The following is a 15962-nucleotide window of genomic DNA, read 5'->3' as shown; positions in this document are numbered from 1 at the left end:
CAGACAGAAGGCAGTCAGCCATGCCCGTCGGAATCGTCGGCGTGGGCGCGTACGCCCCGTCGCGTGTCATCGACAACCAACAGATCAGCCAATGGGCCGGCATCCCCGAGGAATGGATCGCCGAGCGGACCGGCGTCCTGAGCCGGCGCTACGCGGAACCGGGCACCGCGACCTCGGAACTCGCCGCCCGCGCGGTGGAACGGCTCTTCGGGGAATCGCCGTACGACCGCGAACAGGTGGGCCTGACGGTGCTCGCCACCTCCACCCCCGACCAGCCGCAGCCGGCCACCGCGGCGCGCATGCAGAAACTGCTGCGCATCCACGGAACCCCGGCGTTCGACCTCAACGCCGTCTGCTCCGGCTTCGTGTACGGGCTCACCGTGGCCCGCTCGATGCTGATCGCGGACCCCTCGATCGGCAACGCGCTGGTCGTCGGCGCCGACATGTACTCCACGATCATGGACCGCTCCGACCGGCGCACCGTCTCGCTGTTCGGCGACGGCGCCGCGGCCGTGCTCCTGGGGGAGGTGCCCGAGGGCTTCGGCATCCACGCCACCCGGCTGTACGCCGAGGGCGACGGCGCGCACCTGGTGGAGGTCGCCGCGGGCGGGACCCGCGAGGTGGCGGACGACGCCGCGCGCGAGGCGGGGCGCCACTACTTCCGGATGGAGGGACGGTCGGTCAAGGAGTACGCCCTGCAGATCATTCCCAAGGTGGTGGACGACGTGCTGAGCACCGCCGGGTGGACGGTCGACGACCTCGACCGGGTCTTCATCCACCAGGGCAACACCCGGCTGGTCGAGTCGGTCGCCGCCGCGCTCGGCGTCGACATGGCCAAGGTGCCGCTCACGGCTCCCCGGTTCGGCAACACCGGGGCGGCCTCCATTCCCTTCACCCTCGCCGACTCCCACGGGACGCGGCCGCTGGAGCGTGGCGACAAGGTGCTGTTCGCCACCGTCGGCGGCGGCGTGACCGCGGGGGCGGCAGCCCTCACCTGGTACTGAGAGGAATCGGCTGATGCGACTCAAGGACAAGGTGGCCGTCATCACGGGCGGCACCCGCGGGCTGGGACGGGCCATGGCCGAGCGGTACCTCGACGAGGGTGCCACGGTGGTCTGCGCGGCGAGGAACCCCTACGACATCGGGCATCTGATCCGCCAGCTGCCCGACCGGGTGCTGTTCCACCGGACGGACGTGGCGGACCCCGGCAGCGTCGAGGAGCTCATGGACGCGGCCGTCGCCGCGTACGGGCGCATCGACGTCCTGGTGGCCAACGCCGGGGTCAACCACGACGGCAAGGTGGACCGGATCAGTCCCGAGGCCTGGCGGGCCATGGTGGACACCAACATCAACGGCACCTTCCACACCCTGCAGAGCGCCGCGAAGCGCATGATCGCCCAGGGCGGCGGGGGACGCATCATCACCGTCTCGTCGAGCATGTCCACCCGGGTGGCGATCGGCGCGGCCGGCTACTCCGCGACCAAGGCCGCCATCGAGACCCTCACCAAGGTCGCCGCGATCGAACTGGGCCGCAAGGGCATCCAGGTCAACTCCCTCGCTCCGGGCGTGCTGGAGGACGGGATGGGGCGCGAGCTCTCCCGGAACCAGAAGGTGTGGGAGGCCTACCACCACCGCTTCTCCCTCGGCAGGGCGGGAACGCTGGACGAGGCGGCACTCGGCGCGGTGTTCCTGGCGAGCGAGGACAGCTCCTACGTGAACGGTCACGTACTCGAAGTCAATGGAGGTCTGCTGTGGGCATGACAGCGCCCGAACCCCGCGTCCGGCTCGTCGTCGAGGACGGCATCGGCACGATCGAGCTGGCCCGCCCCCCGGTCAACGCACTCGACCACCAGGCGCAGTCCGAGCTCCGCGAGGCGGCGGAGGAGGCCGCCGCGCGCACGGACGTCGCGGCGGTGGTCCTCTACGGAGGCCCCGACCGCTTCTCCGCCGGGGCGGACATCCGTGAGATGGCGGGCCTGCGGCCGGTGGACATGGTCCTGTGGGCGAGCCGTCTCCAGGGCGCGTTCACCGCGGTGGCGGACATCCCCAAGCCCGTGGTGGCCGCGGTCACCGGCTTCGCCCTCGGCGGCGGGTGCGAGCTGGCCCTGACGGCCGACCACCGGATCCTGGCCCCCGAAGTGCAGATCGGGCTGCCCGAGATCAAGCTGGGGGTGATCCCCGGCGCGGGCGGCACCCAGAGGCTCGCCCGGCTGGTCGGCACGGCCAGGGCCAAGGAGATCATGTTCACCGGGCGCCCCCTGTCCGCGGCCCAGGCCCTCGCCGTCGGGCTGGCCGACCGGGTCGTCCCGCGCGACGAGGTGCTCGCGGAGGCGCGGGCCTGGGCCGCGCAGTTCGTGGGAGGACCCGCGCTCGCCCTGCGGGCGGTCAAGCAGGCGGTGGACCTCGGCACGGGGACGGACCTGCGTTCCGGCCTGGAGTTGGAGCGGGCCCTCTTCGAGGGGCTGTTCGGCACCCGCGACCAGCTGGCGGGCATGAGGACCTTCGTCGAGGAAGGACCCGGCAAGGCGGTCTTCGTGGGCCGCTGAGCACCTCACCGGCCGCACGGCCCCCCACGCACGGACGCTCGGCCGGGAAGACTTCCCGGCCGAGCGTCCGTGCGTGCGGGCGTGCAGAGGGGCCGCGCGCGGCCCGGGCCCGCGAGGCCGGCGGAGCCACCGGCCTCACGGGCGCCGGGACTTCGACGACCCACCTAGGGGGTGAGCAGGAGCTTGCCGCGGGTGCCGCCGACGGCCAGCCGGCGGTGTGCCTCGGGGCCCTCGGTGAAGTCGCCCACCGCGGCCACGCGCAGCGTGAGGACGCCCTCGTCCACCAGGCCGGAAAGGGTCGCGAGCTGGTCGCCGTCCTGCTCGACGAAGGTCTGGGACACGGTGATCCCGCGCTCCTCCTTGGGCGGCTCGGGGGCGTAGACGGAGACCGCGCGCCCGCCGTCCCGCACCGCGCCGATGACGCGCGGTGCGATGCCCGCCGTCTCCAGCAGGACGTCGGCGATGCCGGAGGGGACGGGCCCGGCCGAGGAGATGGCGCTCTCGGCTCCCAGTGCGCGGGCGAGTTCGGCGTCCTCGGGCCGGGCGAGCGCGATCACGCGCGTGCCCCTGGAGACGGCGAGCTGGATCGCGAACCCGCCGACGGCCCCGACGGCGCCGCTGACCAGGAGGGTCTCGCCGGCCCGCAGGGCCGCCCGCTCCAGTGCCTGGTACGCCGTGAGGCCGGCCAGGGGCAGCGCCGCCGCGTGGACCAGGTCGACGGTGGTGGGGGCGGGGGCGGCCAGGGCCGCGTCCAGGGCGACGTACTCCGCGTGGGTGCCCACACCGGTCGCGTACTGGGCGGACATGGCCACGATCCGGTCGCCGGGGGAGAAGCGGTCCGTCCCTTCGCCGACGGCCTCGACGGTGCCGGACAGGTCCCAGCCGAGGATGAGCGGGAAGGGGTGGGCGAGACTGTCGGCCAGCGCGCCCGAACGGACGAGCAGGTCGACGGGGTTCACGGCCGTCGCCGCGGTACGGACGAGGATCTGCCCGGGCCCCGGGGCCGGACGGGGGACCTCCGTGACCGTCAGCTGGTCGGGGTCGCCGTACTGGGGCAGGGTCAGCGCGCGCATGGTGGTGCCTTTCGACAGGTCGGAACGAACAAACTCCGTACATCATAAATGCTTGCGCAAGCATATTACTCTTCCTAGGATGGCGTCACCGCCCCAACGCCCCCTGCCCTCCCGGAGGTTCCTCCCCCATGCCCAGAACCACGGAATCCCCTGCGACGGGGAGCAGTTCCCGGCTGCCCTCGCTGACCGGCATACGGTTCATCGCCGCCGTCCTGGTCTTCCTGCACCACGGCATCTGGGTGAACGTCTTCTCGGACCAGGACGTCGTGTCCTTCTACCGGGACCTGTTCATCAACGCCGGACACGTCGGCGTCTCCTTCTTCTTCATCCTGAGCGGTTTCGTCCTCACCTGGTCCGCCCGCAAGAAGGACACGTTCGGCCGCTACCTGCGGCGCCGGGTGGCGAAGGTCTACCCCAACCACGTCGTCACCTTCGTGGCCGCGCTGCTGCTGCTCTCCACGGCCACCCAGTGGCACCAGGCCGTCCCCAACCTGCTGCTGATCCAGTCCTGGTTCCCCCGGTACGACGTGCTGTTCAGCGTCAATCCGCCGAGCTGGTCGCTCGCCTGCGAAGTCCTCTTCTACCTGTCCTTCCCGCTGCTCCTGCGCTGGGTGAACAAGATCCGCGTCGAGCGGTTGTGGTGGTGGGCCGGCGGTACCGTCGCCGCGGTCTTCGCGGTCGCCGTCTTCGCGCAGTTCGTCCTGCCGGCCGACCCGGCCATGCCCGACGGCCAGCCGATCGGCCTGTACCAGTTCTGGTTCGTCTACGCCTTCCCGCCCGTGCGCGCCCTGGACTTCCTGCTCGGCATCCTGCTGGCGAAGCTCGTCATGAACGGCCGCTGGATCCGGGTCGGCGTGGGACCGGCCGCGCTGCTCTTCCTCGCCTGCTACGCCCTGGCCGGTGAACTCCCGTACGTCTACGGGCTGAACGCCGCCACCATCATCCCCCTGGCCCTCCTGGTCCCCGCCGCCGCCGTCGCGGACACCGAGGGCAGGCGCACCCTCCTGCGCGGCCGCGTCACGACGTGGCTCGGCGAGGTCAGTTACGCCTTCTACCTGGTCCACGTGGTCGTACTCATCTGGGTGCGCGGCAAGCTCGGCCACCCGCAGGGGTGGGACGTCGCCACCGGCATCCTGCTGCTGGCCGGCGGTCTCGTGCTCAGCCTCCTCGTGGCCTGGGCCCTGCACGCGTGGGTGGAGAACCCCGCGATGCGGCGCTGGAGCAAGCCGAAGGCCGACCGCGCGGCCGCGCACCGGACGCCCGGCACCGCGGCAGGCTCCGGCGCGGAGTCCGGGTCCGGGTCCGGGGCCGACGCAGGGTCCGACGACGCCGGGTCCGGGTCGGCACGCGAGCCCGCCCGGACCGTCTGACCGGGCCGTCTGACCGGACCGTCCGATCGGGCCGGCACCGAGCCGTCCGACGTCGCCACCACGACCACTTCTCAGCCTCGGGAGAACCCCATGACCACGGCAACATCCAGCAAGCCCGAATCCATCGGATTCGGCGGCGAGCCGAACCCGTACGCCCTCTACGCACGCCTCCGCGCCCAGGCCCCGGTCAGCCACATGACCCTGCCGGACGGCGGCGAGTTCTGGCTCGTCACCCGCTTCGCGGACGCCAAGGACGCGCTGACGGACGAGCGGCTGAGCAAGGACCCCAACCGCGTCGCAGCTCAGTGGCGGGCCACCGTCGCCCAGCCGACCGACGGCGAGGACGCCTCCCTCGTGCGCCACCTGCTCAACGTCGACCCGCCGGACCACACGCGGCTGCGGCGGCTGGTCCACAAGGGGTTCACCCCGCGCCGGATCGAATCCCTGCGCGGCCGGATCCAGCAGATCACCGACGACCTGCTGGACCACATGGAAGGCCTTGAGGGCCCGGTCGACCTGCTCCGGGAATTCGCCTTCCGTCTGCCGGTCACCGTGATCTGCGAGCTGCTCGGCGTCCCCCTCGACGACGTCGACCGCATCCACGAGTGGTCGACCGCGCTCTCCACCCTCGTCGCCGACGAGGCGGGTCACGCACGCGTCGCCGACGCCTCGCTCCAGCTCGGGACCTACATCGCCGAGCTGATCGAGCACAAGGCCGAGAATCCGGGCGACGACCTGATCAGCGCCCTCATCGAGGCCCGTGACGACGGCCAGAGGCTCTCGCACGCCGAGCTGACCGCCATGTCCTTCCTGATCCTGGTCGGCGGCCACGAGACCACCGTCCACCTGATCGCCAACGGGATGCTCGCGCTGATGCAGCACCCCGACCAGATGGCACTGCTGCAGAACGACCCGTCGCTGATCACCGGAGCCGTCGAGGAGTTCCTGCGGTACGAGGGGTCGGTGGAGGTGGCCACCTGGCGCTTCGCCACCGAACCGATCGACGTCGGCGGCGTCCTGATACCCGAAGGGGCACCGGTCCTGATCTCGCTCGCCTCGGCGAGCCGCGACCCGCAGCGCTTCGAGAACCCGGACACCTTCGACATCACCCGGGGCGACTCCGGGCACCTCGTCTTCGGTCAGGGCCTGCACTACTGCCTCGGCGCCCCGCTGGCCCGGATGGAGGGCCAGATCGCCGTCGGCAGCCTGGTGAGCCGCTTCCCCGGCATCCGGCTCGCGGCATCGGCCGAGCTCCTGCGCTGGCGCCAGGGGCTGCTGATCCGCGGGCTCTTCGAACTCCCCGTGCACCTGAGCTGATCCACCGTGCGGTCCCCATCCCCTCGCTCCTCGTTCCGCCGCACGTTCCTCCGGGAGGACCTCCTCATGCCGGCGCCCCTGTTCGCCCTCGTGCTCAGCGTGTTCGGCCTCGGCACCGCCGAGTCGGTGATCGCCGGACTGCTTCCCCAGCTCTCCACCGATCTCGGAGTGTCCCTCAGCCAAGCGGGCCTGCTGGTCTCGGGCTACGCCGTGACCGTGGTCGTCGGGGGTCCGCTCGTCACCCTGCTGACCAGCAGACTTCCCCGCCGTCCCCTGCTCATCGGGCTGCTGGTCCTGTTCACGGCCGGCAATCTCGCCGCGGCGCTGGCACCGGGGTACGGGACGCTGATGGCCGCGAGGGTCGCCTCCGCCCTCGCCCACTGCACGATGTTCGCGATCGCCCTGGTCACGGCCTCGGAGATCGCGGGACCCGCGAAGTCGGGCAGCGCCGTGGCCCGCATCATCATCGGCGTCAACCTCTCGACCATCCTCGGGGTGCCGTTGGGGCTGATGCTGGCCCAGCAGTGGACCTGGCGCGCGACGTTCTGGGGGGTGACCCTCCTCAGCCTGGCCGCGCTGGTGGCCGTGGTGGTCCTGGTTCCCCGTACCGCGGCCGCCCCTTCCGGCGGCGTCTCGGCGGAGTTCGGCGTGCTGCGCGACCGCCGGGTGCTGGTGGCCCTGCTGATGACGGTCGTCGCGATGACCGGCGGCTTCGGAGCCTTCACCTTCCTGACCCCCGTGCTGCAACACGTCAGCGGTTTCGGCCCGCAGGCCGTCACCGTGCTGTTGTTCCTGTTCGGGCTGGGATCGCTGGCGGGCGGTGCGCTCGGCGGAAAGCTGGCCGACCGTGCGCTGCTGGGATCCCTCACCGTCTTCCTCGGACTCCTCACCCTGGTCCTCCTGGTCTTTGCCGCCGTCGCGTCCCACCCCGTCGCGACCGTGCCGGCACTGATCGCCTTCAGCGTGCTGTTCTTCGCCCTCAACCCGGGCCTGGGCGCACGCATCCTCAACTCGGCGGCGGGCCGCGCCCCCACCCTCGCGGTGTCGATGAGCATCGCCTCCGTCCAGGCCGCGATCGCAGCGGGGTCCTGGCTCGGCGGGCGGGTGCTGGACGCCGGGTTCGGGCTGACGGCCGTCTTCACCGCCGGATCGCTGCTCACCTGTGCCGGGGGCGTGATCGCGTGGTGGGAGTGGCGCGGCGAACGACGGGCCGCCGTACCGCACCTCCACGCCTCGGCGACCCCCGCTCCCGCGACGCCCGGCGGGCGGACCGCCGCACATTCGACCGATAGCCAAGGAGTATGACGTGAGCAACACAACGACCCGCAGACGGTTCGTCGCGGGAACCGCCGTCGGCGCGGGCGCCGCCGTCCTCGGCGGCACGGGGCTGGCCGGCGCCCGGTCCGCGTTCGCGGCCGGTACGGAGCCGACGGTGTCGACCGGCCTGACCTCCGGGGGTGCGGCCACGGTGGGGCCGTCCGACGTGCGGTACCCGGACCTGGTGCGCGGCACCAACGCCCGCTTCGTCGGCACCCCGGAATCGGTGCGCGTCGTCGCCACCACCGCCCACGTGGTCAGTGCGGTCCAGGAGGCGGTCGCCGCCGGCAAGCGGATCGCGGTCCGCAGCGGCGGCCACTGCTACGAGGACTTCGTCGCCAACCCCGACGTCAAGGTCGTCGTCGACCTGTCGCGGATGAACGCCGTCTCCTTCGACACCGGCCGCAACGCCTTCGTCGTCGAGGCCGGTGCCAAGCTCGGGCACGTCTACGAGGTCCTCTTCAAGACCTGGGGAGTGACGGTCCCCGGCGGCGCCTGCCCGACGGTCGGCGCGGGCGGTCACATCCAGGGCGGGGGATACGGGGCCCTGTCCCGCAAGCTCGGCCTGATCAGCGACTACGTGTACGCGGTCGAGGTGGTCACGGTGAATGCCGCCGGAACGGCGCGCGCGGTGATCGCCACGCGGGAGCCCTCCGACCCCCACCGCGACCTGTGGTGGGCCCACACGGGCGGGGGCGGCGGCAACTTCGGTGTCGTCACCCGCTACTGGCTGCGCACCCCCGGGGCCTCGGGAAGCAATCCGGCGCAGCTGCTGCCGCAGCCGCCTTCCGAAGTGTGGATCTCGACCGTCTCCTGGTCCTGGGCCGAGCTGACCCGGGCCGGGTTCACACAGCTGATGAAGAACTACGGCGACTGGCACGTGCGGTTCAGCGGCCCGAACGCCCCGGAGCTCGCGCTGTTCAGCGAGCTCAAGCCGGCCCACAAGGCCGGGGGAGCCGTCTCGCTGACCACCCAGGTCGATGCGGGCGTCCCGAACGCCGAGAGGATGCTCCAGGACTTCATCGCCTACGTCGGCGCGGGCGTCGGCGTCACGGCGCAGGTCGCGGACCACCGCAAGGTGACCTGGCTGCACGCCACCCAGTGGTCCGGGTTCACCGGCCCGGACCCGCTGTTCCGCTTCAAGGGCAAGCCGGCCTACCAGCGGAAGAACTTCACGGACGCCCAGGTCGATGCCATGTACCGGCACCTGACGCGCACCGACTACTCCTACGGGGGCGCGCTGATGCTGATCTCCGCGTACGGAGGCAAGGTCAACACGCTCGCCCCGGACGCCACGGCGGTCGCCCAGCGGGACTCGGTCCTGAAGGTGCAGACCGCCGTGTTGTGGACCAGTCCCGCGGACGACGCGAAGCACCTGGCCTGGCTGCGGGAGTTCTTCCGCGACCTCTACAGCGAGACGGGGGGCGTGCCCGGTCTCGACGGCGTCACGGACGGCATGTTCATCAACTACGCGGACGCGGACGTGAGGGACCCGGCCTGGAACTCCTCGGGCATTCCGTGGCACCGCCTCTACTACAAGGACAACTACCCCAGGCTGCGGCAGGTCAAGGCCAAGTGGGACCCGCGCAACGTCTTCCGGCACGCGCTCTCCGTTGAACTTCCTTCCTGATTACATGCTTGCGAATGAAACTATCTCCGGGTAAGTTTCATGTCATCCCTTCCAACCCCGCCGAAAGGTCTGGTTTTTCCATGAGCTCCACGGGTCGCCTGCAGGGCAAGTCCGCTCTGGTCACCGCTTCCTCCCGCGGCATCGGCCGTGCCATCGCCCTGCGCCTGGCGTCGGACGGCGCCGAAGTCGCCGTGACGTACCAGAGCAACGCGGCCGCCGCGCAGGAGGTCGTCGACAGCATCGTCGCCGCCGGCGGCAAGGCCATTGCGATCAAGGCCGACTTCGCCGTCAAGAACGACATCGAGAGCGTCTACAAGGAGGTCCTCAACTCCTTCGGCAAGCTCGACATCGTCGTGAACAACGCGGGCATCGCGGGCAACGGCCCGATCGCCGAACTGGACGACGAGACCTTCGAGAAGGTCGTCGACGTCAACTTCAAGGGCACCTTCTACTCGCTGCGCCAGGCCGCGGCCAAGGTGAGCGACGGCGGTCGCATCATCAACATCTCGACCGGTTACACGCACGCCGCGTTCCCGGGCGTCGGCGCGTACGCCGCCACCAAGGCGGCCGTCGAGGCCCTCGGCCTCGCGCTCTCCAAGGAGCTCGGCGGCCGCGCGATCACCGTCAACTCCGTGCTGCCGGGCCTGATCGAGACCGACCAGACGGCCCCGATCAAGGACCAGTTCGACACCATCGCCCAGATGATGCCGCTCGGCCGCATCGGCCAGCCGGACGACGTCGCCGACATCGTCGGCTTCCTGGCGAGCGACGACGCCCGCTACGTGACGGGCCAGTACATCGCGGCCGCCGGCGGCCTCGTCGTCTGACGCTTCCCCCGAGCAGGTGCGGACGGGACCGTCCCCCGCGTTCCGTCCGCACCTCCCGCACACCGCTCCAAGCCAACCGCCCGTGGCCGCCCGCGCCGACGACGAAGGACTGACATGGATTCCCTGGCCGAGGCCGTGCTGAACGGTGCCACCGCGGAGCAGCTCGAGCGCGAGCCGCTCCCGGACGACTACCTCGCCGTCCACACCCTGGCGGAGGACGCGGCCATGTTCCGCGGCGTCGGCGACAAGGACGTGCGCAAGTCCCTCCACGTCGGCCGGGTGCCGATGCCCGAGATCGCCCCCGACGAGGTCCTCGTGGCGGTCATGGCCTCCTCGATCAACTACAACACGGTGTGGTCCGCGACCTTCGAGCCGGTGCCGACCTACTCCTTCCTCAAGCGCTTCGCCCGGCAGGGCGGCTGGGCCGCCCGCCACGACCTCCCGTACCACGTGCTCGGCTCCGACGCCTCCGGCGTCATCGTCCGGGTGGGCGCCGGCGTGCGGCGCTGGAAGACCGGCGATCACGTGGTGGTGTCCTGCGTCCAGGTCGACGACCAGGAGCCGGCCACCCACGCCGACGGCATGATGGGCGCGGAACAGCGGATCTGGGGATTCGAGACGAACTTCGGGGGACTGGCCCACTACACCGTCGTACGGGCCAGCCAGCTGCTGGAGAAGCCCGCGCACCTCACGTGGGAGGAGTCGGCGAGCACCATGCTCACCGCCGCGACCTCCTACCGGATGCTGGTCAGTGACCGGGGCGCACGGATCAAGCAGGGGGACATCGTCCTGATCTGGGGTGCCACCGGCGGCCTCGGAGGCTTCGCGGTCCAACTGGTCAAGAACGCCGGCGGAATCCCGGTGGGCGTCGTCGGCTCCGAGGCGAAGGCGGAACTGCTGCGCCGGATGGGCTGCGACGTGGTGATCAACCGCAACGAGATCGGCCTGGGGGGCGACGAGCCCCTGACGCCCGAGCGGACCATCGAACTCGGCAAGAGGCTGGGCCGGGCCATCCGCGAACAGGTGGGCGAGGACCCGCACGTGGTCTTCGACTTCATCGGTCAGGCCACCTTCGGCATCTCCGTCTTCGTCGTCCGTCGCGGCGGGGCCGTGGTCACCTGCGGGTCGAGCACCGGTTATCAGCACACCTTCGACAACCGCTACCTGTGGATGAACCTCAAGCGCATCATCGGCAGCCACGCCGCCAATCTCCAGGAACAGTGGGAATGCAACCGGCTGTTCCGGCTGGGGCGCCTGATGCCGATCCTCTCCGAGGTGCACTCCCTCCAGGAGAGCGCCGAGGCCGCACGCAGGGTCCAGCTCAACCGGCACACCGGGAAGGTCGGCGTCCTGGCGCTGGCCCCCGAGACCGGGCTCGGCGTGACCGATCCCGCCCTGCGCGCCCGCATCGGCGAGGACCGCCTCAACCCCCTGCGCACCGAACGCGCAGTCCGCACACCCGCATTCGCCGGCTGACCGGCGCAGATCAGAAGGGCAGGACGGCCATGGTGGAAACGGTGGGAATCGTGGGCTGCGGCATCATGGGTGCCGGAATCGCCGAGCTGACGGCACGGTCCGGGCTCGACGTACGGGTTGCGGTCGGCTCGGAGGAGTCCCGGCTGCGGGGGCTGAACAGGATCGTCGCCTCCCTCGACCGGGGTGTGGCCCGCGGGCGGATCACCGACGCGGACCGGTCGGCGGCGCTGGGCCGCATCTCCTTCACCACCGACATGGGGCAGCTGGCCGACCGGCAGCTCGTGATCGAGTCCGTCCGGGAGGACGAGGAGACCAAGCTGGAGGTCTTCCGCACCCTCGACAAGGTCCTCGAGGACGACGGGGCGATCATCGCCACGAACACCTCCTCGCTGTCGGTGGCCCGGCTGGCCGCGGCGACCAACCGCCCCCGGCACGTCGTCGGGATCCACTTCTTCAACCCGGTCCCGGTGCTGCCGCTGGTCGAGCTCGTCCCCTCGGTCCTCACGGCTCCCGAGACCGTCGCCAGGGCGAACGCGCTCCTGACCGACACCCTCGGACGGACCGTCATCCAGGCACCGGACCGGGCCGGCTTCCTGATCAACGCGCTGCTCTTCCCCTATCTGCTGTCCGCGATCCGGATGGTGGACAGCGGGCTGGCGACCGCGGAAGTCATCGACCGGGGAATGGAGTCGGGCTGTTCCCATCCGATGGGGCCGCTCCGGCTCGCCGACCTCATCGGTCTGGACACCACCGTCTCCATCGCGCAGGCGCTGTACGAGGAGACCAAGCAGCCGCTCCACGCGCCCCCGCCGCTGCTGCTTCGGATGGTCGAGTCCGGACTGCTCGGGCGGAAGTCGGGCCGCGGCTTCTACACCTACTGAACGCCGCCGTCCGCCGTGACACACCGCAGCCCGGCCGCCCCCGCCCGCCCCGGAGTCCCGGGTCAGCCCGCGGGGGCGGCCGGGTCGTGCCGCAGACGGGCCACCAGCGAGGCGGTCCGGTGGTCGAAGGCCGCGACGTCCATCGCGGTGTGCAACTCCTTCGCGAAGGTGCCGGCGGCCTCGGCGACCACGGTTTCCCCGGCCTCGGTGACGTGCGCGTACGTCACCCTGCGGTCCTCGGCCCCGATCGTCCGTTCGGTGAGTCCGTCCTTCTCCAGGCGGGCCACCAGCCGGCTCACCGTGGACTGGCTCAACCCGATGGCGTCGGCGAGGTCCTGCATGCGGATGCCGCCGGAACGCTTGTTCTCCTGCATGACCACGAGGGCCGTGTACTCGGCGACACTCACGCCGTGGACGCGCTGCAGACGCCTGTCGAGGGTGTTGGAGATCTGGTTGGTGAGGACCACGAGGCGGCGCCAGGTGTCGAGTTCATCGTCGCGACGCGCTTGAGCAGCAGCCATGTCTTCTTTCCCCAGCACCGTTGGTTACCCGTCAATGTTCGCGCAATATTAATGCTCGCGCAAATATTCGGACAAAGGTGGTGGGTGCGGAAAGAAGTAGTGCGTTGTGGCGTGTTCGAACGGCACAGCGCATGGGCGGCGGAATCCGTTTTCCGCAGGGGCGGCAGCCCCTGCGGACCGTGCTTCCGAGCCGGTTTTCAGTGCCCGGCCCGATGCGTCGCGCCGGGCCCTTCTGTTTCGCCGGCAACGGGCCCGGCGGCCTGCCGGAGTTCGGCCAGCACGCGGACTCCGCGGTCGGGAGCCATGTCGAGGCGGGCAAGAATTCCCGGAACGGTGACCGTCGGGAAGAGATGGGTGAGGAGCACGGAGATCCGGCTCTCCAGGTCCCTGCGATCGGTCATCGCCTGCGAGAGCAGCTGGACTCCCGAGAAGGCGCCGACCATGAGGTGGGCGATGTCCGCCACGTCGACGTGCGGGTGCAGCTCGCCGTGCTCCTGGGCCGCCTGGAGGGCCCGGTGGTTCTGGTCGATCCAGGCCTGGAAGGGCTGGCGCCGGTCCGTATCGGTCATGGCGGGGTCCAGCGACAGCCGGATGCTTCCCTGGAGGACCGGGTCATGGGTGAGCAGGTGGGCGAACACCATGCCCGCGTCGATGAGTTCCTGCAGTTTCAATGCCCTGGGGACCACGGGGAAACCCGAGTTCGTCACCTGGGCGCCGAGTACGGCTTCCGCCAGCTCCTTCTTGGACCTGAAGTGGAAGTAGAAAGCCCCTTTGGTGACATTCACCCTGTCGTAAACGTCCTTGATCGTGGCGCCTTCGTATCCACGCTCCGCGAAGATGGCTCCGGCCGACTGCAGGATCGCTTGACGTGTTCTGATCGCGCGGTCCTGCTGTGCCACGTGTCGTTCCTCTCGCGCGGTGTCTCGCCAGGTGGATAGCCGTTGAAATTAAAACCGGCATGCACGTACTATATCAGCCAGCGCGGATGATCTTGAATGCCTGCGCTTCTTTGTCTGCCAATGGGGGGAACCATGGCCTTGCATACGTTTGAGGACCGTGTTCGGCATAAGAAGGCACCGGGCATCCTGGTGCCGCAGCCTCGGGCCGAGGCCCGAAGGGTTCCGGAGCGGTTGGTGCACCGGACCTCGGCCACCGACGTCCTGCCCGTCACCTGGGAGCGGACCGGTGAGACCCGCTTCCTCGCCACCGTCCGGTGGCCGCACGACCACCCGTCCTTCGGGCCGGTGGCCGGCCGGTACTCACCGCTCGTCATCTCCGAGACCTTGCGCCAGACCGCGATGCTCCTCGCGCACGCGGAGTTCGGCGTTCCGATGGACCACCACTTCGTGATGTGGGACATCAGCCACACCGCCCGGCCGGAGCACCTGCGCGTGGGCCCCACGCCCGCGGAGGTGACGGTGGAGGTCGACTGCTCGGACGTCCGCAACCGCGGCGGCCGACTGGCGGGCATGCACTGTCACATGGCCATCCGCATCGGTGCCGACACCGTGGCCGCCGGCGGCGGCGACCTCACCATCACCTCGCCGGCCGCGTACCGCAGGATACGGGCGCGCCGGCTCGGCGAGCGCCTGCCGGCCACCCCGCCGCCGCCCGCGCCGGAGATCGCCGCGGCGCTCGACGCCAGGGAGGTCATGCTCGCCCCCGCCGCGGGACCGGGGCGCTGGCAACTGCGTACCGACCACCGGCATCCTTCGGTGTCCGGCCGCTCGAACGACCACTACCCGGGCATGGTCCTGGTGGCGGCGGCGCTCCAGGCCGCTCGGGCCGTGACCCCCGCCACCTTCTACCCGGTGTCCAGCAGCATCCGCTTCAGCCGCTACGCCGAGTTCTCCTCGCCGTGCTGGATCGAGGCGCGGGTCGTCGGCGGAAACGGGGGATCCGGCCCCTCCGTGAGGGTCACGGGCCACCAGGACGGTCAGCCGGTGTTCGTCGCGACGCTCGCCGGCGGCCCGTCCGACAGCCCGCACCAGGCCGCGTAGAGCGCCGCCCCACCACCGAAAGGCCGGACCCCGCATGCCCGCACCCCGGGTGCTCGTCACGGGAGGCACCGGGTTCATCGGATCCCATGTGCTCCGCCGTCTGTCCTCCCCGCAGGACGGTGCGGCCCCACCCGCCCTGCGCCTCCTGACCCGTCGGCGCACACCCCCGGCGGCTCTGCCACCGGGCGTGGGGACGGTACACGGCGACCTCGCCGACCCCGCGTCGCTGCGCGGGGTGTGCGACGGAGTGGACGTGCTCCTCCACCTCGCCGCGCACATCGGCAGCGACGAGGAGCGCTGCCACGCCGTCAACGCGGAGGGCACCGCCTCCCTGCTGGCCGAGGCGGCACGCGCCGGCGTCGGCCGGATCATCCAGCTCGGCACCGCGGCGGTGTACGGCAACGGCCCCCACCGGGGCGAGGCGGAGGGCGCGATCGCCGTCGCACCGGTTTCGCCCACCAGCGTCAGCCGCCACGCCGGCGAGCGGAGGGTGCTGGAGGCAGGGGGGACCGTGCTGCGCCCCCACCTCGTCTACGGGGCGGGCGACGTCTGGGTGGTGCCGGCGCTCGCGGATCTCGTACGGCGGATTCCGCACTGGGTGGACGGAGGGCGGGCGCTCGTCTCGATGGTCGGCGCCGACGACCTGGCACGGGCCGTCGCCGCCCTGGTCCTGCGTCCCGTTCCCGGGATCGCGGGTCAGGTCCTGCACGCCGGCCATCCCGAACCCGTCCGGGTGCGCGAGCTGGTGTCGGTGGTGGCCGGACACCTCGGACTGCCGCTGCCGCAGGGCGAGGTCTCGGCCGCCCGGGCCGCCGAACTGCTGGGCGCGGACGGCGATCCGCTACGGGCCCGGCGGCTCACGCTGTTCACCGTCGACCACTGGTACGACAGCACGCGGCTGTGGGAGCTGACGGGCTGCCGGCCCGGGCCGGGCTTCGCCGAGGGGTTCGGGCGGTACGCGCCCTGGTACCGCGACGCCCTCGCGGCCCGCCGCGCCTGAGGGC

General features: G+C 71.1%; 15 protein-coding genes. 12 read left to right on the top strand and 3 right to left on the bottom strand.

What is annotated here, in order from left to right; translation table 11 throughout:
- Nucleotides 1-20 precede the first annotated feature (20 nt).
- The 3 genes from OG534_RS08425 to OG534_RS08415 are packed head-to-tail and all read left to right on the top strand — an operon-like array spanning nt 21 to nt 2546.
- A complete protein-coding gene (locus OG534_RS08425) occupies nt 21-1004 on the top strand; it encodes a 3-oxoacyl-ACP synthase III family protein (protein WP_326587464.1) in 984 nt (327 codons plus the stop codon).
- Nucleotides 1005-1017: 13 nt separating this feature from the next.
- Nucleotides 1018-1761: an SDR family NAD(P)-dependent oxidoreductase gene (locus OG534_RS08420; RefSeq protein WP_326587463.1), complete on the top strand. Its 744-nt coding sequence runs from the start codon at nt 1018-1020 to the stop codon at nt 1759-1761.
- On the top strand, nt 1758-2546 hold the full coding sequence (locus tag OG534_RS08415; RefSeq protein ID WP_326587462.1) for an enoyl-CoA hydratase/isomerase family protein: 789 nt from the start codon (nt 1758-1760) through the stop codon (nt 2544-2546). The genes OG534_RS08420 and OG534_RS08415 overlap by 4 nt, the downstream gene beginning before the upstream one ends.
- A gap of 164 nt (nt 2547-2710) precedes the next feature.
- On the opposite strand, the gene OG534_RS08410 is transcribed toward OG534_RS08415, so the two are convergent.
- The gene (locus OG534_RS08410) at nt 2711-3619 is read right to left on the bottom strand and encodes an NADP-dependent oxidoreductase (protein ID WP_326587461.1); all 909 of its coding nucleotides are present in this window, start codon (nt 3617-3619) and stop codon (nt 2711-2713) included.
- 128 nt (nt 3620-3747) lie between these two features.
- Between OG534_RS08410 and OG534_RS08405 the strand changes: the two genes are divergently transcribed.
- The 7 genes from OG534_RS08405 (at nt 3748) to OG534_RS08375 (ending at nt 12437) form a co-directional block, all read left to right on the top strand.
- Complete coding sequence (locus OG534_RS08405; protein WP_326587460.1) at nt 3748-4989, top strand: acyltransferase family protein; 1242 nt, start codon at nt 3748-3750, stop codon at nt 4987-4989.
- Between the two features lie 90 nt (nt 4990-5079).
- Entirely contained in the window at nt 5080-6306 is a 1227-nt protein-coding gene (locus OG534_RS08400) for a cytochrome P450 family protein (RefSeq protein WP_326587459.1), read from the top strand.
- A 66-nt stretch (nt 6307-6372) separates the two neighbouring features.
- Entirely contained in the window at nt 6373-7611 is a 1239-nt protein-coding gene (locus tag OG534_RS08395; protein WP_326587458.1) for an MFS transporter, read from the top strand.
- A 1-nt stretch (nt 7612) separates the two neighbouring features.
- Nucleotides 7613-9253, top strand: coding sequence for an FAD-binding oxidoreductase (locus OG534_RS08390; protein WP_326587457.1), 1641 nt, complete (start codon nt 7613-7615; stop codon nt 9251-9253).
- A gap of 80 nt (nt 9254-9333) precedes the next feature.
- Nucleotides 9334-10080, top strand: coding sequence for a 3-oxoacyl-ACP reductase family protein (locus OG534_RS08385; protein WP_326587456.1), 747 nt, complete (start codon nt 9334-9336; stop codon nt 10078-10080).
- Between the two features lie 114 nt (nt 10081-10194).
- Nucleotides 10195-11556, top strand: a complete 1362-nt coding sequence (gene ccrA, locus OG534_RS08380; RefSeq protein WP_326587455.1) for a crotonyl-CoA carboxylase/reductase — start codon at nt 10195-10197, stop codon at nt 11554-11556.
- A gap of 29 nt (nt 11557-11585) precedes the next feature.
- Nucleotides 11586-12437, top strand: a complete 852-nt coding sequence (locus OG534_RS08375; RefSeq protein ID WP_326587454.1) for a 3-hydroxybutyryl-CoA dehydrogenase — start codon at nt 11586-11588, stop codon at nt 12435-12437.
- A 62-nt stretch (nt 12438-12499) separates the two neighbouring features.
- Here OG534_RS08375 and OG534_RS08370 read toward each other — a convergent pair whose 3' ends face one another.
- A complete protein-coding gene (locus OG534_RS08370; RefSeq protein ID WP_326587453.1) occupies nt 12500-12958 on the bottom strand; it encodes a MarR family winged helix-turn-helix transcriptional regulator in 459 nt (152 codons plus the stop codon).
- A gap of 197 nt (nt 12959-13155) precedes the next feature.
- Nucleotides 13156-13857, bottom strand: coding sequence for a ScbR family autoregulator-binding transcription factor (locus OG534_RS08365; RefSeq protein ID WP_326587452.1), 702 nt, complete (start codon nt 13855-13857; stop codon nt 13156-13158).
- A 96-nt stretch (nt 13858-13953) separates the two neighbouring features.
- On the opposite strand from OG534_RS08365, the gene OG534_RS08360 reads away from it, so the two are divergent.
- Both OG534_RS08360 and OG534_RS08355 read left to right on the top strand, forming a co-directional pair.
- On the top strand, nt 13954-14958 hold the full coding sequence (locus OG534_RS08360) for a ScbA/BarX family gamma-butyrolactone biosynthesis protein (RefSeq protein ID WP_326587451.1): 1005 nt from the start codon (nt 13954-13956) through the stop codon (nt 14956-14958).
- Nucleotides 14959-14992: 34 nt separating this feature from the next.
- Nucleotides 14993-15958 carry an NAD-dependent epimerase/dehydratase family protein gene (locus tag OG534_RS08355; RefSeq protein WP_326587450.1) on the top strand — a complete coding sequence of 322 codons (966 nt, stop codon included), beginning with the start codon at nt 14993-14995 and terminating at the stop codon, nt 15956-15958.
- Nucleotides 15959-15962 lie beyond the last annotated feature (4 nt).

The organism is Streptomyces sp. NBC_01294, from assembly GCF_035917235.1.
Taxonomy (GTDB): domain Bacteria; phylum Actinomycetota; class Actinomycetes; order Streptomycetales; family Streptomycetaceae; genus Streptomyces; species Streptomyces caledonius.
The sequence above is the reverse complement of the archived record's forward strand: the minus strand, read 5'-3'. Positions and strand labels throughout refer to the sequence as shown.

Bases quoted from the DNA above. Each gene is read 5' to 3' on its own strand.
- OG534_RS08395 (WP_326587458.1), top strand. From the start codon at position 6,373: ATGCCGGCGCCCCTGTTCGCCCTCGTGCTCAGCGTGTTCGGCCTCGGC.
- OG534_RS08415 (WP_326587462.1), top strand. From the start codon at position 1,758: ATGACAGCGCCCGAACCCCGCGTCCGGCTCGTCGTCGAGGACGGCATC.
- OG534_RS08400 (WP_326587459.1), top strand. From the start codon at position 5,080: ATGACCACGGCAACATCCAGCAAGCCCGAATCCATCGGATTCGGCGGC.
- OG534_RS08420 (WP_326587463.1), top strand. From the start codon at position 1,018: ATGCGACTCAAGGACAAGGTGGCCGTCATCACGGGCGGCACCCGCGGG.
- OG534_RS08355 (WP_326587450.1), top strand. From the start codon at position 14,993: ATGCCCGCACCCCGGGTGCTCGTCACGGGAGGCACCGGGTTCATCGGA.
- OG534_RS08360 (WP_326587451.1), top strand. From the start codon at position 13,954: ATGCCTGCGCTTCTTTGTCTGCCAATGGGGGGAACCATGGCCTTGCAT.
- OG534_RS08375 (WP_326587454.1), top strand. From the start codon at position 11,586: ATGGTGGAAACGGTGGGAATCGTGGGCTGCGGCATCATGGGTGCCGGA.
- OG534_RS08410 (WP_326587461.1), bottom strand. From the start codon at position 3,619: ATGCGCGCGCTGACCCTGCCCCAGTACGGCGACCCCGACCAGCTGACG.
- ccrA (WP_326587455.1), top strand. From the start codon at position 10,195: ATGGATTCCCTGGCCGAGGCCGTGCTGAACGGTGCCACCGCGGAGCAG.
- OG534_RS08425 (WP_326587464.1), top strand. From the start codon at position 21: ATGCCCGTCGGAATCGTCGGCGTGGGCGCGTACGCCCCGTCGCGTGTC.
- OG534_RS08405 (WP_326587460.1), top strand. From the start codon at position 3,748: ATGCCCAGAACCACGGAATCCCCTGCGACGGGGAGCAGTTCCCGGCTG.
- OG534_RS08370 (WP_326587453.1), bottom strand. From the start codon at position 12,958: ATGGCTGCTGCTCAAGCGCGTCGCGACGATGAACTCGACACCTGGCGC.
- OG534_RS08385 (WP_326587456.1), top strand. From the start codon at position 9,334: ATGAGCTCCACGGGTCGCCTGCAGGGCAAGTCCGCTCTGGTCACCGCT.